This is a genomic window from Delftia sp. BGA-UO-ETr-SB1 (assembly GCF_059567865.1).
Map to the genome: position 1 here is coordinate 639,318 of NZ_JCAQOW010000005.1, position 19,273 is coordinate 658,590.

A 19,273-nucleotide genomic window follows, 5' to 3' on the forward strand; every position below is an offset into this window, starting at 1 on the left:
TGAGAGGGCGCCATGGCCGCCGGGGTGCCGAAATTGCGGTACAACCGGCGTCACCATGACTTTGAAAGCCACCAGCCTGCAGGACCTCGCGCCAGTGCGCCGCGCACTGGCCGAAGCCGCCGCCCAAGAGGCCCTGCTCCAGCAGCAGCGCGCCGAGGCGGCGCGCCGCCTCCTGGCCGAGCAAAAGCTGTTCGAAAACACCGTGGGCCCGGTGCATGCGCTCAAGTCCGCGCACGCCCGCCACCTCCATGCCCCCGAGCCCCCCGAGCCGCTGCCCCTGCAGCTGGAGCTGGACGAGCAGCGCGTGCTGCAGGAGGCCATGAGCGACGAGTTCGACGTCAGCACCCTGCTGGACACCGACGACCAGCTCAGCTTCCGGCGCCCCGGCATCGGCCTGGACGTGACGCACAAACTGCGCGCCGGCCAGTGGAGCATCCAGCGCCAGCTGGACCTGCACGGCCTGCGCGTGGACGAGGCGCGCGAGGCGCTGGGCCAGTTCATCCGCCTGTCCCACCGCACCGGCATACGCTGCGTGCGCGTGGTGCACGGCAAGGGCCTGGGCTCGCCCGGCAAGACCCCCGTGCTCAAGGGCCGCGTGCTGCGCTGGCTGGTGCAGAAAAAGGAAGTGCTGGCCTTTGTGCAGGCCCGCCCGGCCGAAGGTGGCGCGGGCGCCCTGGTCGTCCTGCTGCAGCCGGGCAAGCGCCAGTTGTACTGAGGACGTGGATGGCGTGAACGGTGATGGTGTTCAGGCCGCGGCCACCGCCGCCGCCTTGCGCGCCCGCCCTATCACCAGCGCCATCACCGCCGCCACCAGGCAGGCCAGGCCGGCCGCATACAGCGCGGGCGTATAGGTCAGCAGCAAAGTGCGCGTCAGGCCCGCGCCCCAGGCAGCGGTGGCCGCGCCCAGCTGGTGGGCCGCGAAGATCCAGCCGAACACCAGCCCCACCTTCTGCGGCCCGAAATGCTGGGCCGTGAGCTTGACCGTGGGCGGCACCGTGGCGATCCAGTCCAGCCCGTAGAACATGGCGAACAGGCCCAGGCCGTAGAAGGTGAACTCCGAATGCGGCAGCCAGAACAGCGACAGGCCGCGCAGCCCGTAGTACCAGAACAGCAGCTTGCGGTTGTCGTAGCGGTCCGACAGCCAGCCCGACAGCACGGTGCCCACGAAGTCGAAGGCCCCCATCATGGCCAGCACCGACGCGGCGGGCACCGCGCCCATGCCGTTGTCGCCGCACAGCGAGATGAAGTGCGTCTGCACCAGGCCATTGGTGGACAGGCCGCAGATGAAGAAGGTGCCCGCCAGCAGCCAGAAGGTGCGGTTGCGCGCGGCCTCGGCCAGCACCTTGAAGGTCGTGCCGAAGTTCATGGCCATGGCCGGCGGCGGCGGGGCCGAGGCATCGCCGCCAAAGGGCGCCAGGCCCAGGTCCGAAGGCCGGTCCCGCACGAACAGCAGGGCCAGCACGGCAATCAAGGCGCTGGCCACGAACACCGGCACCGTGGCCGAGCGCCAGCCCCAGTGCTCGATCATCCAGGCGGCCAGCGGCAGGAAGGCCAGCTGCCCCGTGGCCGCACTGGCCGTGAGCACGCCGATGACCAGGCCGCGCCGCGCCGCAAACCAGCGGTTGGCCACCACGGCGCCCAGCACCAGCGCCGTCAGGCCCGTGCCCATGCCCAGCAGCAGGCTCCACAGCAAAAACAGATGCCACAGCTGCGTGGCCTGCGTCACCATCGCCATGGCGCCACCCACCAGGGCCAGGCCCATGCACATCACGGCACGCAGGCCGAAGCGCTCCATCATCACCGCCGCAAACGGCCCCAGCAGGCCGAACAGCGCAAAGCGCAGCGCCAGGCTGCTCGATATCTGCTCCGTACTCCAGCCGAACTCGCGCGACAGCGGCTGCAGCATGGCGCCCGGCAGGCCCAGCGCCGCCGACATGGTCAGCATGGTGAGGAAAGTGATGGCCGCGACCAGCCAGCCGTAGTGGATGCCGCGCCGCTGCAGCCAGCGCGCCGTGGAGTTGGAGAGCATGGGAGTCTCTTCGGGGGTTGGGAATTCGGTAGGGCCTACGCCTGCGGGCCGTCTGCAGCGTTGCCATCGCCAGCGCCATCGCCATTGCCATTGCCGCCATCGAGCAGCACCAGGCATTCATCGATCAGCGCATGCAGGGCCGCCACGCGCTCCAGGCCCACGCGGGCGTTGAGCTCGTTCTGTGCGGTCTTCCAGCTTTGCTTGGCCTCTTCGCGCTTGGCCTGGCCCGCGTCGGTGATGTGCACCAGGCGGCTGCGCTGGTCCTCGCCCTGGCCCATGCGCACCCAGCCGGCGTCGATCAGCGGCTTGAGGTTGCGCGTCAGCGTCGAGGCGTCCATGCGCATGCGCCGCGCCAGGTCCGAGGGCCGCACCGGACCGGCGGCCAGCACATGGCTGAGCAGCGAGTACTGCGTGATGCGCAGCCCCGTCTCGTTCAGATGGGCGTCATACACCTGGCCCACGCTGCGCATGAGCTGGCGCACGCGGTGGTTGGTGCAGCCCTGGGGCACGGCGAGGATGTCTGGATTCACTGGCATGGCGCAGATTATTGCATATACAACTGTTGTAGATACAATAATATCCACACCGCCATCCCAGACAGCCTGGCGCCCGCATTTTTCCCAATGAAAGAGAGACATTCCATGGACACCCGCACCCACTCCCCAGAGCAGGCCGCCCACAGCCTCACCTCCAGCGCCACCTCCGGCGCCATCTCCCCTGCCCTGCAAGCCTGGCTGGACGAGGAACAGGCGGTCACCCTCCGGCTGGACGCCGGCCCCGGCGCAGGCGTGTCGCGCCCCGACCAGGTCGCAGGCCGCAGCGGGCTGGAGCTGATGCAGGCCATGCTGCGCGGCGAACTGCCCTACCCGCCCATTGCACGCACGCTGGACTTCATGCTGATTTCCGTGGGCGAAGGCAGCGCCGTCTTCCAGGGCCGCCCCGGCGCCAACCACCTCAACCCCATGGGCACGGTGCACGGCGGCTGGTTCGCCACCTTGCTGGACTCGGCGCTGGGCTGCGCCGTCCACACCTGCATGCCGCCGGGCCGGGGCTACACCACGGCCGAGCTGGGCGTGAACCTGGTCAAGGCCCTGACCCCGCGCGTGCCGCGCGTGCGCGCCGAAGGCCGCGTGCTGCACTGCGGCCGCCAGCTGGCCACGGCCGAGGCGCGCCTGGTCGGCCCCGATGGCACGCTCTACGCCCATGCCACGACCACCTGCCTGGTGTTCGAGATGCCTCCTGCGCGCTGAAGCCCGTTCGGCACAAGCAAAAAAGCCCCGTGCCAGATGCACGGGGCTTTTTTGTTGCTTGCCTGCCGGAACTTACTTCGACAGATCCAGGCGGTACTTGGACGTGCCCTTGCCCGAGCCGTCATCGGCGGCCACCAGCGAGATGTTGGCCAGGCCCGCCGCCTGCGCCACCGGCAGCGCGTTGGCGCCGGAGCTGAACACCACGTTGGCCGAGGTGGCCACCTTGGTAAAGCGCCAGCTCTTGGCCGCGCCATTGGCAGCACGCGTGATGCTGCCGTTCTTGCGCACGTAGCCGATCACCACGTCGCGGTTGGCGTCCGGCGAGGCCCAGATGGCGCTGGAGCCGTCTAGCTTGGCGATGAAGCTCTTGCCGCTGGTGGCGCGGTAGTTGTTCGTGGCGATCACGAACTCCTGCGCCGGGTCGATGGCCTTGCCCAGGTACTGCAGGTTCTTGATGCGGCTGCCCACGGGCTGGGTCACGTCGATCTCGTACTGCACATCGGCCGTGGTGAACATGTCGAAGTTGTAGCCCGGGAAGGTGCTGATCAGCTGCTGCTCACCCGTCTTGGCCGGGTCGATCTGGTTGAAGCGCTTGGCAGCGGCCTCCAGCCAGTCCTTGATGTCGGCGCCATTCACCTTCACCGCATACACGGTGTTGGGGTACAGGTACAGGTCGGCCGCGTTGTAGATGGCCAGCGGGCCCACAGCCACGTCGGTGTAGTCGGCGCCGCCCTGGAAGCCCGACTTGAACGGCGCGCTCACCGACAGCACGGGCAGCTGCGCGTACTGCGGCAGGCTGGCCTTCACATAGTCGGCCACATAGTCGCGCTGCGCCTGGTTGACGATCTGGATGGCGCCCGGGTCGCCCACATCGGCGAACAGCGTGCTCATGCGGAAGTCCGTGCTGCCGATGGGCGTCTTCACGTACTGGATGGCGGCCTGGTGCTGGCTCTCGATCAGCGGCGCCACCGTCGGGTCCACGGCCACGTAGGTGGCCTTGCCTGCGGCGTCCTTGCCGGTCTGGATATTGCGCAGCTCGCTCTTGCCCGCGCTCTTGTCCACGCTCCACTGCTTGCCGTCCCACTTGAGCGCCAGCTGGATCACGCCCAGCGCCTTGCCCCAGGAACTGGCCATCACCGACTGCACGCCGTTGATGGTGCCCGCCTTGTTGTCCACGCCCGCCTGCGTGAAGGCCGGCGTGGCCGCCGCATCGGGGAACACGCTGTGCTGGTGGCCCATGACCATGGCGTCGATGCCGGCCACCTTGCTCAGGTGCAGGCCGGGGTTCTCCATCGTCGGCGAGTAGGCCGCGCCGTCCAGGCCGCCGTGCAGCATGGCCACCACCACATCGGCGCCCTTGGCGCGCATCTCGGGCAGGTACTTCTGGGCGGACTCCACGGCGCCTTCGGTGTAGAGCTTGCCTTCCAGATAGCGCTTGTCCCAGTTCATGATGCCCGGCGTGGTGAAGCCGATCACGCCGATCTTGATGGGCAGCTCCACCGCCTTGCCATCCTTGTCCTTGGCCGCGATCTTGCGCTCCAGAATCACGTAGGGCTGCACCAGCGGCTGCTTGGTCTTGCTGCTGTAGACATTCGACAGCGCCATGGGAAAGCCATTGCCCGCGCACTTGAGCGCCTTGTCCACGCCGTCCACGTCCAGGCCGCCGCCCAGCACCTGGTTCAGGAAGGGCAGGCCGTAGTTGAACTCATGGTTGCCCAGCGTGCCTGCATCGAAGCCCAGCGCGCCCATGGCCTTGTACATGGACAGCTGCTGCGTGCAGGGGATCTTGGCCACCTCGGCCTCGTAATCGGCCAGGGCCGTGCCCTGGATGGTGTCGCCGTTGTCCACCAGCAGCGTATTGGCAAACTCCTTGCGCGCCGCACGCACCAGCGTGGCCGTGCGCTCGAAGCCGTAGGAGGCATCCTCGGCCAGCTTGAAATAGTCATAGCTGCGCACATTGAAGTGCAGATCCGTGGTCTCCAGCACGGCCAGCGTGGCCGTCGCGGGCTGGCTGGCCACCGGGGGCGTCGTGCTGTCGTTGCTGTCGCTGCCACCGCAGGCGGCCACCAGCGCGGCGCTGGCCAGGACGCTCAGCGCCAGGCGGCGGGACAGGAGCAGGGATTGCAATGTGGGGAGGTTGCTCAGCGGCATGTGGTTTTTGTGGGGGTGGTGAAGGGGGTGAGTGTGGTGGTGGGGGTTTACAGGGGTGTGACAGGTGAGGGGGTCTTGTTCTGGTCTTGGTCTGGTGCTGTTTTTTGTCCCTGCCGGGGGGTGTTTTTCGAGGCCGGGTTTCGGCCCGGCGGCCGACCTCCTTTTCTTTGATTCGTCAAAGAAAAGGAGGCAAAAGAAAGACGACCCGAATGTCCGCGACCCCTTCGCTTCGCTGCGGGGCAACCTGCGTCGGGCCACCTGCGGGGTTCGCTGCGGAACTCGCTGCGTTCACTGCGTGAACTCCGCTCAGACAACCGCAGCGAGTCAGATGACGAAGCAGTCCTGTCCTTCGGCAGGACTGCAACCCCGCAGGCGGCCCGACACAGGCGCTGACATACGGGAGTTGTTGCGGGCCTTCGCTGCGCTCGGCCTGGCTTCTTGATACGCGGCCGTTAAACTTGCGGCGAGCCGAAAGGCTTGGTGTGTCGTAACACCAGCACGTAGAGGTTGCAGCCCCCACCTAGAGCGGGGCCTTTGTTTCATACAGGAACCAAGTTATGCACCCTCTCATCGCCGCTCAGGCGACCTCTCCCCAACTACCCCTTCTGCCCACTTGGCGGCAGGCCATGCACGCCTCGCTGGGCCTGGTGCAGAGCACGCTGCAGCAGTTGATCGAACTGATGGTCGACGACCCCGACAGGGACGACAGCGAAGTCGATGTGGATTGCGCCGTGGAGCTGGCGCTGGAGCACATCAAGCGCATGAGTGACCAGCAGCACGCGGACCGCTATGCCTTCGAGGTGGAATGGATCAAGGCAACGGCGGCGCTGCGGCTGGCGCAGGGCGCCTTCGGGCGGCCGGAATCACGCTTTGGCCTGCGGCTCAAGGATGCCATCCAGCAGCTGGAGATGCTGCCGGAGCTGGTGGAGTTCGTGGACCAGGACGACGGCGAGTGAACTGTGCGGCGTGCCCGTATCTCTGTGAGAAACTGGTCCGCCGAACACCCCCTTGCCTTCACCCATGGAACTGCGCCAGCTGCGCTACTTTGTCGATATCGCCAAGACCGAGCACCTGACGACATCGGCCAGAAACCTCTATGTCACGCAGTCCACGCTCTCGCATGGGCTGCGCCAGCTGGAAGAGGAGCTGGGCATGGCGCTGTTCGAGCGCATTGGCCGGGGGCTGAAGCTGTCGCAGGCCGGCGTGGTGTTCCGCAACTATGCGGAGCGTGCGCTGCATGAGGTGGAGGCCGGGCGCATGGCGCTGGCCGACCTCAGCGAGCTGCAGACCGGCACGCTGACCATCGGCGTGATTCCCACCTTCCTCAACACCCTGGTCGCCCCGGCCGTGGCGGCTTTCATGCGTGCCTATCCCAAGGTCAACGTGGTGGTGATCGAGCTGCTGGCCCCGCCCGTGGAGCAGGGATTGCTGGACGGCAGCCTGGACCTGGGCGTGAGCTTTCACCCGCCCCAGCGCGCCGAGCTGGACGCGCTGCCGCTGTTCGACGAACGCATGATGCTGCTGGTCAACCCATCGCATCCGCTGGCCGGGCGCCGCACGCTGTCCGTCAAGTCGCTGGCCGGCGTGCCCCTGGCCCTGCTGCCGCGCACGTTCTACACGCGCAGCCTGATCGAGGACGGACTGCGCACCGCAGGCGTCACGCCCTTGCTGCGCGCGGAAATGGGCTCGGTGGAATCGCTGATCGCGCTGTGCCGCTGGGGCGACATGGCCACCATCGTCCCCGAGCGCGCCGCCCAGCAGGCCACAGACATGGTGGCCATCCACCTGGTCGCCCCCAAACTCATCCGCACGGCAGGCCTTCTGTGGCGCCGAGGCGCCAGCTACAGTGCAGCGGCGCGCGAGTTCGCGGCGCAACTGGCCCCCGCCACCAGAACCAACATGCCCCGCTAAAAACACCAGGCCGAGCGCAGCAAAGGCCCGAGCAAACTCCCCGTATGTCAGCGCCTGCGTCGTGGCGGTTGCGGGGTTGCAAGCCTGCCGAAGGACAGGCTTGCTTCGTGATCTGACTCGCCGTGATGTTTGAACGTAGCGCGCAGCGCGAAGTGAGTTTCACGGCGAACCCCGCAACCGCCACGACGCAGGTTGCCCCGCAGCGAAGCGAAGGGGTCGCGGACATTCAGGTCGTCTTTCTTTGGCCTACCTTTCTTTGACGAATCAAAGAAAGGTAGGTCGGCTGCCGGGCCGAGACCCGGCCTCGAAAAACCACCACCCGGCAGGGTCAAAAACTAACCCGTTGCAGGGAAAAAACCAGCTCACTGCAAAGAAGGCCGCGCCCTCTCAGGCACCCGAGCCCCCAACGCAGCCGGCACATAAGCCGCATCAAAACTACACCCCACCCCAAACTTGGCCTCATTCCCCACACAAGCAGCAGCAATCCCCGCCGCAGTCGGCTTCACCCCCGCCTCCACCCACTGCATCAACGCAGTCATCAACGTGGGATAGGTCGCATCGCTGATATAGCTGTGCGTCCCCTGCCGCGTAAAGGTCTGCACCAGCCGGTCCCCACTGCCGCCCTGCTGCATCACCGCACGAAACCGCGCATCCAGCTCCACGAAGGCCGTGGGGTCGCTGATCCACTTGGCCGAGAGGACCGGCACGCCAATCTTGCCCACGGGGTCGGTGTCATCGGCGAACTTGCGGTAGGCCGCAGGGTCGGCACGGTAGCGCAGCACGCCGGCATTGAGCGCGGCATCGTCGGCCGAGCCCGCATAGACCGCACCCTCGTTGCCGAAGGGGCTGGCGCCGCCCGTGCGCTTGGCCGAGATGTCCTGGAAGTGCATGGTGCCCCAGTTCATGTGCGACTGGATGGCGCTTTCGGGGATCTTGATGACCTTGGTGATGGTGTCGATCTTCGCCTGCTGCGCGGCCGTGCGCTGGGCGGCGGGCTTGTCCAGCGCCAGGCATTCGTTCACGCGCAGGGCCACGTCGGCCTGGCGCATCTTGGCGTCTGCGGGCAGGCCCAGGTTGAGCGCGTACTGCGGCTCATTGGGGCGCGGGTGGTTGCCGCACAGGTACTGGTAGACCACGCGCAGGTCGGTGCGGAAGTCATAGGCATGGGTGCCGCCGCCCAGCACGCCGCTGGTGAGCAGCACGCCGTCGTAGGGGCGCTCGCCCACGGTCTGCTCGTTGAACATTTCCGCGCCCTTGGCCGCCACGCCCGCACCCCAGGACTGGCCGTGCAGGATGGTGCGCTGCGGCTTGGCCACATGCTGGCGGAAGATGCCGCGCAGGCGCTCGGTGTCCTCGGCGGCGGCGCGCACTTCCACGCCACCCTGGCGGTAGGTGGAGCCGGCCCAGGCGTAGCCTGCGCGCACCATGATGGACCAGCGCACCAGGTCTTCGGCCGCACGGTCGGCGGTGGGCGCGGCCAGGTCCGGGCCGCCGTGGGCGTGCAGCACCAGGGTGCCGTTCCACTGCGCGGGCTTGGCGATCAGGTAGTAGGCGCCCTTGGAGTCCTGCCCGGCCCAGCAGCTGATGCCCGCAGGAATCTCGGCGGGGCAGGCCGTGCTCTTGGGCGCGGTCTCGATGGAGGTGACCGGCCCGTGCAGCACGGCCGAGCCGCCGCCGCAGCCGGCCAGGGCGAGCGCGGCCAGCAGCGAGGCGCTGGCGGGACGCAGGGGGAAATACGCGGATGCTTGCATGTCTTGTCTCCTGTCTTGGCTTCTTTTTGGAAGTCACCTGCCGCGCCGCGGCAAGCGGTCGCATCGGTGACTGGATCGGATTCTGTAGAGGCTTGTCCAATATTTCAAAGATTTTTAGGATATCGGCTGGATACTTTTCACATATATGGAACTGCGCCATCTCCGTTACTTCCTGGCCGTGGCCGATACCGGCCACATCACGCGCGCGGCCGAGCTGCTGGACATGCAGCAGCCGCCGCTGTCGCAGCAGATCCGCGCGCTGGAGGAGGAGCTGGGCATTGCCCTGTTCCGGCGCCACCCCAAGGGCGTGGACCTGACCGACGCGGGCCTGGAGCTGCAGGGCGAGGCCACGCGGCTGCTGGCCGACTTCACCGCCATGCGCGACCGCATGCAGGCCTTTGCGCGCGGCGAGCGCGGGCGCATCCATGTGGGCTTCACCAGCTCGGCGGCGGCACATGCCTTCACGCCCGAGGTGCTGCGCCTGTGCCGTGGCCGCCATCCCGACATTGCGCTGGATGTGAGCGAGAACAATGCCGCCGAGATCACCGAGGCCGTGCAGGCCGGGCGCATGCACTGCGGCTTTCTGCGCGTGCCGGTGGCCCGGCCCGAAGGCCTGGTGTTCGAAACGCTGCTGCAGGAGCCCGCGCTGCTGGCCATTCCCGTGGACCACCGGCTGGCGCGCGATGCATCGCGGCCCGTGGCGCTCAGGCAGCTCGATGGCGAGCGCCTGATCCTTGTGCGGCGCACGGGCGCGCCGGGGCTGTATGCGAACCTGCTGGCGCTGTGCGCCCGGCACAAGGTACAGGTGGAGGTGGCCGCCGAGGTGGAACGCATGATGACCAATGTGAACCTGGTGGCGGCGGGCGTGGGCCTGTCCATCGTGCCGGCCTCGGTGCGCGGCGCCCATCCCGAGGCCGTGGTCTACCGCGCCTTCGAGCCCGCCGTGCGGCTGAGCGCCCCGCTCACCCTGGTGCACCGCGAGGCCGGCACGGAAACCGGCGGCGCAGGACCCGCGGCCACCTTCATCGCCCTGGCGCGCGAGCTGGCGCAGCGCCACCAGGCGCCGGGCGGCTGAGGCATGCGGGCACCGCAAGGCACCGATACCGGCCGGCGCGCCCTGCTGGCGGCGGGCGCCTGCGCGCTGGCCTGGCCCGCCCAGGCATTGCCGGCCCGGCCCGCCTGGCCGGGCGCCAGCGTGCGGATCGTGGTGGCCTACCCCGCAGGCGGTGTCAGCGACATGGTGGCCCGCGCCCTGGCCGAGCAACTGGCGCAGCAATGGGGCACGGCCGTGGTCGTGGACAACCGCCCCGGCGCCAGCGGCACCGTGGCGCTGGAGCTGCTGGCGCGCAGCGCGCCCGACGGCCGCACCCTGGTCTTTGCCGCCGCCACCGCCGTGGGCCTGGCCGCAGCCTCCGTGACGCCCGTCGCCGGCGTGATGCGCACGCCCATGCTGCTGGTGGGAACACCGGCGCTGAAGGCCGCAGATTTCGAAGGCATGCTGGCCGAGGCACGCGGCATGCCCGGCGGCATCCGCTGGGCCACCACGGGCGAGGGCACGACGGGCCACGCCGTGCTGCAGCGCATAGAGCAGGCCACGCGCATTCCCATCGTGCATGTGCCCTACAAGGGCGGGGGCCAGCAGCTCAACGATGCGCTGGCCGGGCATTTCGAGCTGCTGTCCACCAATGTGGCGCCGCTGCAGCTGCAGGCGCTGCGCGCGGGCCGCCTCAAGGCCCTGGCCGTGGGCGCGCCGCAGCGGCTGGCAGCCCTGCCCGATGTGCCCACGCTGGCGCAGCTGGGCCATGCGCAGGCCAACCTGGATTCGCTGTTCGGCCTGTTCGCGCCGCCGCAGATGGCGCCAGCGCTGGCCCAGCGCATCAATGCCGCGGTGGCCCAGGCGCTGCGCGCGCCGGCCATCCGCAGCCGGCTGGAGGCGGCCAGCAACCAGCCGTTCGAGGGTTCGGCCGCAGAGTTCGCGCAGCAGGTGATGCGCGAGGCCGGGCGCTGACCGCCCTGCATCGCTCCCCCCGCACCACGCTCCCGCACCACGCCGGACGGGCTCAGCGCGCGTACTTCTTCGCCCCGGCCACGCAGACCACGGCGGCCATGGTGACCAGCACCATGCCCCAGCTCACCTGCTCGTGCAGCAGCAGGGCCGCCAGGCCCAGGCCCATGAAGGGCTGCAGCAGCTGGATCTGGCCCACGGCCGCAATGCCGCCCTGGGCCAGGCCCCGGTACCAGAACACAAAGCCGATGAGCATGCTGAACAGCGAAACATAGGCCAGGCCCAGCCATGCGGGCCGGCCCACATCGGCCAGCGATGCCGGCATGCTGATCAGGGCGGCCGGCAGCATGACGGGCAGGGCCAGCACCAGCGACCAGCTGATGACCTGCCAGCCGCCCAGCGTGCGCGACAGGCGCGCGCCCTCGGCATAGCCCAGGCCGCAGACGATGATGGCGGCCAGCATGAGCAGGTCGCCGCGCAGCGAGCCCCCGGCCCCGCCCACGGCCGCATAGCCGGCCACGAAGGCCGCGCCCGCCAGCGAGAACAGCCAGAAGGCCGGGCGCGGGCGCTCGCCGCCGCGCAGCACGGCGAACACGGCTGTGGACAGGGGCAGCAGGCCCACGAAGACGATGGAATGCGCCGAGGTGACGTACTGCAGCGCCAGCGCGGTCAGCAGCGGAAAGCCCACCACGCCGCCCAGCGCGCTCAGCGCCAGCGAAGGCATGTCGGCACGCGCGGGCCGGGGCTGGCGCAGCGCCAGCAGCATGGCCAGGGCCAGCAATGCCGCGATGCTGGCGCGCGCACAGGTCAGAAAGGTGGGGTCCAGGTCGGCGACCGCCACGCGGGTGGCCGGCAGCGATCCCGCAAAGATCGCCACGCCGATGAATCCGTTGATCCACCCGCTGCTTGTCTTGTCCATCAAAAAGCTCCTTGGTTTGCAGCAGGCAGTGGGCCATTGCACGGCCGGATCTTCCATAGACAGTCCAATACAATTCAAAAGAACTGTTATGCACAAAAATCCACTACAGAAGAGAAAGCAGCCATGCGCAGCGGCACACGCATCCAGGCGGTGATGGAAGAGATCCAGTCGCGCATCGCCGCGCGCACCTATCTGCCCGGCACGCGCCTGCCCTCGGTGCGCGCGCAGGCGCAGGCCATGCAGGTGTCGGTGTCCACGGTGGTGGAGGCCTATGAGCGGCTGGCGGCCGAGGGGGTGATCGCCTCGCGCCCGGGCTCGGGCTTTTATGTGGCGGGGCCGGTGGCGCCGCTGGCGCTGGGCGGTATCGGGCCGCGCGTGGACAGGCAGGTCGACCCCCTGTGGCTGGCCCGCCAGTCGCTGCAGGCAGATGCCCACGCGCTCAAGCCGGGCTGCGGCTGGCTGCCGCCTTCATGGCTGTACGAGGAAGGCGTGCGCCGCGCGCTGCGCTCCCTGGCGCGCTCGGGCACGCTGGAGCTGACGGAGTACGCAACGCCGCTGGGCCACCCGGCACTGCGCCGCCTGCTGGCGCGGCGCATGGCCGCCATGGGGCTGGAGACTTCGCCCGAGCAGATCCTGCTGACGGAGTCTGGCACGCACTCCATCGACCTGGTCTGCCGTTTCCTGCTGGAGCCCGGCGATACGGTACTGATCGACGACCCCTGCTATTTCAATTTCCATGCGCTGCTCAAGGCGCACCGCGTGCAGGCCGTGAGCGTGCCCTACACGCCGCAGGGGCCCGACGTGGCCCGGTTCGCCGACGCGCTGCAGGCCCATTCGCCACGCCTGTACATCACCAATTCGGCCATCCACAACCCGACGGGCGCCACGCTGTCGCCACTGGTGGCGCACCGCATCCTGAAGTTGGCCGACAGCTCGGACCTGGTGATCGTGGAGGACGACATCTTCTGCGACCTGGAGACCCATGCGGCGCCCCGGCTGGCGGCCTTCGACGGCCTGTCGCGCGTGATCCAGATCGGCAGCTTCTCCAAGACAGTGTCGGCCTCGCTGCGCTGCGGCTTCATCGCGGCGCGGCCCGACTGGACGCAGGACCTGGCGGACCTGAAGATCGCCACCAACTTCGGCGGCGGGCGCATGGCCGCCGACATCGTGCTGCGCACGCTGACCGACAGCGGCTACCGCAGGCACATGGAGTCCGTGCGGCTGCGGCTGGCGCAGGAGATGGAACGCACGGCCGCGCGGCTGCAGGCCCTGGGCATGAAGCCCTGGCTGGTGCCGCAGGCCGGCATGTTCCTGTGGTGCCAGTTGCCCGGGGGCATGGATGCCACGGCGCTTGCGCGCACCTGCCTGGAGGATGGCGTGGTGCTGGCGCCCGGCAATGCCTTCAGCCAGTCGCAGAGCGCGGGCGATTTCCTGCGCTTCAATGTGGCGCAGTGCTCGGATGCGCGGATCTTCGAGGTGCTGGCGCGGGCGCTGAAGGGCTAGGCCGTTTCAGCCTGCAGCAGGCCGCGCACCCGTGCCTGCACGTGTTCCAGTGACGGCGGCAGGTCGAACAGCACGCGGTAGACGATGGGTGCGGCCAGCGCGTCGATCAGGGTGTCCGCAGCGGGCATCGCCTCGCCACGCCGCGCTGCGCGCTCGCCGATCTGCGCCAGTTGCCCGCGCAGGATTTCCACGCAGGCGCAGGGCGTGTGCTCGTTGCCCGCTGCGGCGGCCATGTCGCGCAGCATGGTGCGGCCCAGCGGCGAGGCCGATTCCTCCAGGAACTGCTCGGCCCAGGCCAGCAGGTCGCCCTCCAGCGTGCCCGTGTCCAGCGGCGGCGCCGTGGGCCGGATGATTTCCACGGCCACATCGGCCAGCAGCTGCTGTATGTCGCCCCAGCGCCGGTAGAGGGTGGACGGCGTCACGCCCGCCTGGGCGGCGATGAGCGGAAAGCTCAGTTCCTCGCGCGGCATGGTTTCCAGCAGGCCCTTGACGGTCTGGTAGACCGTGGCCTGGATGCGCGCGCTGCGTCCGCCGGGACGGGCGGGACCGCCTGTTTTGGAAAGGGATGGGACTTGCGTGCTCATGGTTATTAAAGCTAAAAATTTGCATTAGCAGCGCACAAGCGCAGAATTCGCTAACGCAAAAACTTTGCATTAATTGTGCAGCAGGGCTCTTAACCATGTCGGTACTGCAACCATCCAACTCCACTCCCGCTGCCCGGCCCGGCCGCAGCCTGGCCGTCCTGGCCTTCGGCCTGGGCAGCTTCTTCGCCGCCTCCAGCGCGCCCACGCCGCTGTACCGGCTCTACCAGCAGGACTGGGGCTTTTCCTCCGGCATGCTGACCCTGGTCTTCGCGGTCTATGCGCTGAGCCTGCTGCTGGCCCTGCTCACCACGGGCGCGCTGTCGGACCACCTGGGCCGCAAGCCCGTGATCCTGGCGGCGCTGGTGCTGGAGATCGTCTCGCTGGCGGTGTTCGCCCGCGCGGGCGACGTGCAGGCCCTGGTGCTGGCGCGCGTGCTGCAGGGCTTTGCCACCGGCATGGCCAGTGCGGCCATGGGCGCGGCGCTGCTGGACCTGCACCGCGAGCGCGGCACGCTGGTGAGCACCATGGCGCCCATGGTCGGCATGGCGGCGGGCATTGTCGTGGCGGGCGAGTTCGCGCAGCTGTGGCGCCAGCAGCTGGGCCTGGTGTTCTGGCTCATGGCGCTGATCTTCGTGGCCGTGGCCGCCGCCATGGCCGTGCTGCCCGAGACGGGCGCGCGCCGCCCCGGCGCACTGGCCGCCATGCGCCCGCGCGTGCGGATTCCGGGCCAGGCCCGGGCCGACTTCATGCGCGTGCTGCCCATGAGCATCACGGTGTGGGCGCTGGGGGGCTTTTACCTGTCGCTGGGCCCGTCGATGATCCGCTCGGTCACGGGCTCGGAGGTCGCCGCCAGCTTTGCCGTGTGCATCAACACGCTGAGCGCCGCCGCCGCCATCTGGACGCTGCGCAGCCGCGCGCCGCGCGCCATGCTGCAGTTCGGCGGCAGCGGACTGCTGGCCGGGGTGGCCCTGCTGCTGGTCGGCGCCCATCTGCAAAGCCTGCCCCTGGTGCTGGGCGCCTCGGTGGTGGCGGGCGCGGGCTTTGGCGTGGGCTTCCAGGGCGCGCTGCGCAGCGTGATCCCGCTGGCCGAGCCGCACGAGCGCGGCGCCCTGATCTCGGCCATCTACATCGCCAGCTACCTGGCGTTCAGCGTGCCGGCCATCGCGGCGGGCATGGCCGCCGCGCGCTTCGGCCTGTTGCCGGTCACCTATGCCTACGGCCTGATGCTGATGCTGTTCGCGGGCCTGGCGCTGGCGGGGACGCGCCAGCCCAGGCCGGTGGCCTGTGCACGGCCTAGATCTGCTCCTTGAGCCAGTCGCTGAACAGTTGCACCTTCCTCGACTGGCGCTGCAGCCTGGGCGTGACCAGGTAGTAGGAGGCGCCGGTGCGCACAGGCAGTCCGAAGGGCGCGACCAAGCGGCCGCCGTTGATGTCGTCGACCAGCAGCGCGGTCTGGCCAATGGCGATGCCCAGGCCATCGGCGGCGGCCTGCCAGGTCAGCACCGAGCTGCTGAAACGCATGGTCTCCACGCCGTCGATCTCGTCCTCGTAACGGCACAGCCGGGCCCAGGTCTGCCAGTCGGCCTTGCGGTAGTGCGAGACCAGCAGCCGCTTGCGCAGCAGGGCCTGGGGATAGGCGATCTCGGGGGCATTGGCATGCAGGAAGGCGGGGCTGCACACGGGCTCGATCACGTCCTCGAACAGGAATTCAGTGTCCACGCCCTGCCAGGCGCCATGGCCCATCTGTATGGCCAGGTCCACATGGTCGCGATCGAAGTCCACGTCCTTGACCGAGTTGGTGATGACCACGGCGATGTCGCCATGGCGGGCGTTGAAGTCCTGCAGCCGCGGAATCAGCCACTTGGCGGCGAAGGTGGTGTAGGTCTGCAGGCGCAGCGTGTTGTCGGAGCCGCTGCGCATGATCTCGTCCGTGGCGCGGCCAATGCCCTCGAAGGCAGGGGCCACGGCGTCGCCATAGCGCTGGCCGGCCAGGGTCAGGTTGATGCCGTGGCGCTCGCGCCGGAACAGTTCCACGCCCAGATAGGTCTGCAGCACGTTCAGCTGCTTGCTCACGGCGGACTGGCTGATGTGCAGCTCCCGCGCCGCCTGGGTGAGATTGCGGGTGCGCGCCACCACTTCGAAGACCTTCAGGGGGTTGAGCGGCGGGATTCTTCCATGCATGCGCGGATTCTAGGATTGCGCCTGCAGCCAGCGGGCCATGAGCAGGTTCACCTCCGGTGCGCATTCGTACTGCACCCAGTGGCCGGCACGCGGCACGATGGTCCAGTCGCGCTCGGCGCGTCCCTGCGCCAGGGATTCGGCGGCCTCCATGGGCTCGGCCGTGACGTCGGCCTCGCCCCAGACCAGCAGCACGGGGCGCCGGTAGCCCTGCAGCAATGCCTGCAGCGCGCTGCCGCGCGAAATGGATTTGCTGCGAAAGCGCGTGGCTTCGCAGGACAGGCCATGCACGCACAGGGCCAGCGCATCCACGGCCTCCGGTCCCGACAGCATGAAGGCCGCCAGGTTCTGCCGCCACGCGGCCTCGCGCGCGGCGAGGTCGTCCACGCGCCAGTCCAGCAGCGGGGCCATCTCGCGGCGCCTGCCGCCGTGGCCGGCAGTGCCCAGCAGCACCAGGCGCTCCACCCGCTGCACGCGCGCTGCCAGCTGGGCTGCCATCGCTGCGCCGAAGGAAAAGCCCGCCAGGAGAACGCCCTGCTCGGGCACCAGCAGGTCCAGGCATTGCTCCAGCGATTGCACCAGGGCCGGCAGGCGTGCGGGGTCATGGGCGGGCAGCGCGAAGTCCTGCGAATCACCGAAGCCCGGCAGATCAGGCACCAGCACGCGGAACTGGCGCGACAGCGCTTCGATGTTGCGCACCCAGTGCATCCACGACCCGTGGCCCCCGTGCAGCAGCACCAGGGGGCGGCCCTGCCCCCATTCACGCCAGTGCAGGTCCACGCCCTCGTCCCCCCAGGTGGCGGCAAGCACATAGTGACGCGCCGTGGAGTCCAGCGCCTGCAGGAGGCTGTGGCGCGGGTTCAGCACGCCTGCAGCACCAGTGCATCGACGGCCACCACGCCCTGCCCTTCGGGCAGGACCATGAGCGGGTTGGCCTCGGCCTCCAGCACGCCCAGCTCGGGACGCAGGGCGAGGCGGGACAGGGCGGCGATGGCATGTGCCAGCGCCTCCAGGTCACCCCGGGGCCTGCCGCGCAGGCCGGAGACGGTCTGCAGCAGCCGGACCTCGGCGACCATTTCCCGGGCGGTTTCCACCGACACGGGGGCCATGCGGATGCTGCGGTCGCGCAACACCTCGGCCCAGATGCCGCCAGCGGCCAGCATGATGACGGGGCCTGCATCGGGGTCGATGCGGTAGCCCACCAGCACCTCGGCCAGGCCCTTGCACATGGGCTGCACCAGCGCCTGGTCGCAGGCCGTGCCCGGCGCATTGCGCGCCAGGTTGGAGCGCAGGGTGGCAAGGGCACCGTCCAGCTCCTGCGCCGTGCCAACGCCCAGTACCACGCCACCGACCTCGGTCTTGTGCGCGATGGCCGGCGAGCACAGCTTGGCCACCACGGGGTAGTCAAACGGCAGGTCCCCGACCGGCCCCTGCAAAGGCAGGCAGGCAAAGGGCGCATGCGGCATCTGCAGCGCGTCGAACAGCGCATAGGCCTGGGCCTCGCTGAGCGCACGGCCCGCGCCCCGCAGCGCAGGGACAGCGGCCACCGGACCCGGAACGCGCCGTGCCAGCACGCTGGCAATGGCGTCGGCGCAGCTCTCCGGCGTGCGAAAGCAGGGAATCTGTGCCTCGGTCAGCGCGGCCAGGGCCTGCGGCGCTTCGGGCACGAGCATGGCCACCAGGGGCTTGGCATGGTCGGCGCTGTCCATGATGGGACGCACCGCCAGGTCCGGCTGATAGCGGGCGGACGAGCCGACGACGGCCACCACCATGTCGATCTCGGGGGCCTGCAGCAGGATGTCCAGCGCCTTCTTCATCACTTCGTAGCGCGTGCCGGCCAGGGTCAGGTCCAGCACGCGACCTGCGCTGCCGGGGATGCCGGCCTCCTTGAGGCGGGCCAGCGTCTCGCCGGCCACGGGCTGCACGGTGATGCCGCGCAGGCCCAGCTGGTCCACCACCATGGCCGCACCGCCGCCCGTGGTGGTGACCACGGCCACGCGCTGGCCGCAGGCAGGGCTGGCGCCGGCCAGGGGCAGCTTGCGCGCCAGCGGGAACACCTCGAACAGCGTCTCCAGCATGTCCACGCGCGCCACGCCCAGGCCCTTGAGGAAGGCATCGGCGATATCGTCCTCGCCCGCCAGCGCGCCCGTGTGCGTGGCTGCCATCTCGGCAGCGGCGCTGGAGCGGCCCAGCTTGTAGGCGATGACGGGCTTGCCGCGCAACGCGGCCTCGCGCGCAAAGGCCTGCAGCGCATCGCCATGGCGCAGGCTCTCCAGGAACAGCACATAGCCTTCTATGCCTGGATCGTCCAGCGTGGCCGCGCAGATCTCGCCCACGCTCAGGTCCACCTCGCTGCCCACAGAGACCAGGCCCGCGAACCCCACGCCGCGCGCCTTGCCGCGCGAGACCAGAGCGCCGATCATGCTGCCGCTGTGCGATGCCACGAAGACCTTGCCGCTGGGCACATCGGGCTCGGCAAAGGCCGCGTTGGCCGTGAGCACCAGGCCGTTGCGCGGATGGACCACGCCCAGGCTGCTGGGCCCCAGGATGCGCAGGCCCGTGGAACGCGCGATCTGCCGCAGTTGCTGCTCGCGTTGCGCGCCTTCGGGGCCCGACTCGGAAAAGCCGCTGGCCAAAATGGTGACCACGCCCACTCCCAGCCGCGCGCATTCGCGCACGGTCTCCAGTACGGTCCCGGTGGGCGAGAGCACGAAGACATGGTCTGGCACCTCGGGCAAGGCGGCCAGGCTGGGCCAGGCGGGCTCGCCCTGCACCTGGCTGCGGTGCGGATTGATGGGGTAGATGGTGCCGGCAAAGCCCGCGCGCCGCAGGAACTGCAGCGGCCGCCCGCCGGTCTTGCCGACGTCGTCGGAGGCACCCACCAGGGCGATGCTTGCAGGCTCCAGCAGGAGCTGGCGCAAGGACCGGCGGGAGGACTGCGTGGCGCCTGAGACAGCGGCGGCGGCAATGGAAGTGGAGGCGTTCATGGTTC

General features: G+C 69.2%; 17 protein-coding genes. 8 read left to right on the top strand and 9 right to left on the bottom strand.

All coding sequences use genetic code 11. From position 1 onward, the window contains the following. Positions 1-55: 55 nt before the first annotated feature. Entirely contained in the window at positions 56-715 is a 660-nt protein-coding gene (locus AC57B5_RS13035; protein ID WP_013803859.1) for a Smr/MutS family protein, read from the top strand. A 30-nt stretch (positions 716-745) separates the two neighbouring features. On the opposite strand, the gene AC57B5_RS13040 is transcribed toward AC57B5_RS13035, so the two are convergent. Further along, entirely contained in the window at positions 746-2,029 is a 1,284-nt protein-coding gene (locus AC57B5_RS13040; RefSeq protein ID WP_496399690.1) for an MFS transporter, read from the bottom strand. 35 nt (positions 2,030-2,064) lie between these two features. Continuing rightward, on the bottom strand, positions 2,065-2,565 hold the full coding sequence (locus tag AC57B5_RS13045) for a MarR family winged helix-turn-helix transcriptional regulator (protein ID WP_202758765.1): 501 nt from the start codon (positions 2,563-2,565) through the stop codon (positions 2,065-2,067). A 105-nt stretch (positions 2,566-2,670) separates the two neighbouring features. Between AC57B5_RS13045 and AC57B5_RS13050 the strand changes: the two genes are divergently transcribed. Further along, entirely contained in the window at positions 2,671-3,279 is a 609-nt protein-coding gene (locus AC57B5_RS13050) for a PaaI family thioesterase (RefSeq protein ID WP_315532774.1), read from the top strand. Positions 3,280-3,351: 72 nt separating this feature from the next. Here the strand turns inward: AC57B5_RS13050 and AC57B5_RS13055 are convergent, their stop codons facing one another. Beyond that, complete coding sequence (locus tag AC57B5_RS13055; protein WP_088166282.1) at positions 3,352-5,430, bottom strand: bifunctional 2',3'-cyclic-nucleotide 2'-phosphodiesterase/3'-nucleotidase; 2,079 nt, start codon at positions 5,428-5,430, stop codon at positions 3,352-3,354. Positions 5,431-6,056: 626 nt separating this feature from the next. On the opposite strand from AC57B5_RS13055, the gene AC57B5_RS13060 reads away from it, so the two are divergent. Together AC57B5_RS13060 and AC57B5_RS13065 are read left to right on the top strand one after the other, a co-directional pair. Beyond that, a complete protein-coding gene (locus AC57B5_RS13060; protein WP_496399691.1) occupies positions 6,057-6,386 on the top strand; it encodes a hypothetical protein in 330 nt (109 codons plus the stop codon). Between the two features lie 64 nt (positions 6,387-6,450). After that, positions 6,451-7,341: a LysR substrate-binding domain-containing protein gene (locus tag AC57B5_RS13065; protein ID WP_496400113.1), complete on the top strand. Its 891-nt coding sequence runs from the start codon at positions 6,451-6,453 to the stop codon at positions 7,339-7,341. Between the two features lie 362 nt (positions 7,342-7,703). Here AC57B5_RS13065 and AC57B5_RS13070 read toward each other — a convergent pair whose 3' ends face one another. Further along, on the bottom strand, positions 7,704-9,092 hold the full coding sequence (locus tag AC57B5_RS13070; RefSeq protein WP_486640432.1) for a hypothetical protein: 1,389 nt from the start codon (positions 9,090-9,092) through the stop codon (positions 7,704-7,706). A gap of 145 nt (positions 9,093-9,237) precedes the next feature. On the opposite strand from AC57B5_RS13070, the gene AC57B5_RS13075 reads away from it, so the two are divergent. After that, positions 9,238-10,167 (top strand): LysR family transcriptional regulator, encoded by a 930-nt coding sequence (locus tag AC57B5_RS13075; protein WP_496399692.1) that lies wholly within the window; start codon positions 9,238-9,240, stop codon positions 10,165-10,167. A gap of 3 nt (positions 10,168-10,170) precedes the next feature. Then, positions 10,171-11,100: a tripartite tricarboxylate transporter substrate binding protein gene (locus AC57B5_RS13080; RefSeq protein ID WP_496399693.1), complete on the top strand. Its 930-nt coding sequence runs from the start codon at positions 10,171-10,173 to the stop codon at positions 11,098-11,100. Between the two features lie 52 nt (positions 11,101-11,152). Here the strand turns inward: AC57B5_RS13080 and AC57B5_RS13085 are convergent, their stop codons facing one another. Continuing rightward, positions 11,153-12,016, bottom strand: coding sequence for a DMT family transporter (locus AC57B5_RS13085; protein ID WP_043825296.1), 864 nt, complete (start codon positions 12,014-12,016; stop codon positions 11,153-11,155). A gap of 123 nt (positions 12,017-12,139) precedes the next feature. Here AC57B5_RS13085 and AC57B5_RS13090 point away from each other — a divergent pair, with 123 nt between their 5' ends. Continuing rightward, positions 12,140-13,519 (top strand): aminotransferase-like domain-containing protein, encoded by a 1,380-nt coding sequence (locus tag AC57B5_RS13090; RefSeq protein WP_071954537.1) that lies wholly within the window; start codon positions 12,140-12,142, stop codon positions 13,517-13,519. Here AC57B5_RS13090 and AC57B5_RS13095 read toward each other — a convergent pair. Then, entirely contained in the window at positions 13,516-14,103 is a 588-nt protein-coding gene (locus AC57B5_RS13095) for a TetR/AcrR family transcriptional regulator (protein WP_012203814.1), read from the bottom strand. The genes AC57B5_RS13090 and AC57B5_RS13095 overlap by 4 nt on opposite strands. A 95-nt stretch (positions 14,104-14,198) precedes the next feature. Between AC57B5_RS13095 and AC57B5_RS13100 the strand changes: the two genes are divergently transcribed. After that, positions 14,199-15,413 (top strand): MFS transporter, encoded by a 1,215-nt coding sequence (locus AC57B5_RS13100; protein ID WP_496399694.1) that lies wholly within the window; start codon positions 14,199-14,201, stop codon positions 15,411-15,413. On the opposite strand, the gene AC57B5_RS13105 is transcribed toward AC57B5_RS13100, so the two are convergent. From AC57B5_RS13105 to AC57B5_RS13115, 3 genes are read right to left on the bottom strand one after another with little or no spacing between them, the layout of a single operon-like run. After that, positions 15,397-16,284, bottom strand: coding sequence for a LysR substrate-binding domain-containing protein (locus AC57B5_RS13105; RefSeq protein WP_496399695.1), 888 nt, complete (start codon positions 16,282-16,284; stop codon positions 15,397-15,399). The genes AC57B5_RS13100 and AC57B5_RS13105 overlap by 17 nt on opposite strands. 9 nt (positions 16,285-16,293) lie before the next feature. Then, positions 16,294-17,148: an alpha/beta fold hydrolase gene (locus AC57B5_RS13110; RefSeq protein ID WP_496399696.1), complete on the bottom strand. Its 855-nt coding sequence runs from the start codon at positions 17,146-17,148 to the stop codon at positions 16,294-16,296. Continuing rightward, a complete protein-coding gene (locus AC57B5_RS13115; RefSeq protein ID WP_496399697.1) occupies positions 17,142-19,268 on the bottom strand; it encodes an acetate--CoA ligase family protein in 2,127 nt (708 codons plus the stop codon). The genes AC57B5_RS13110 and AC57B5_RS13115 overlap by 7 nt, the downstream gene beginning before the upstream one ends. Positions 19,269-19,273: the final 5 nt, after the last annotated feature.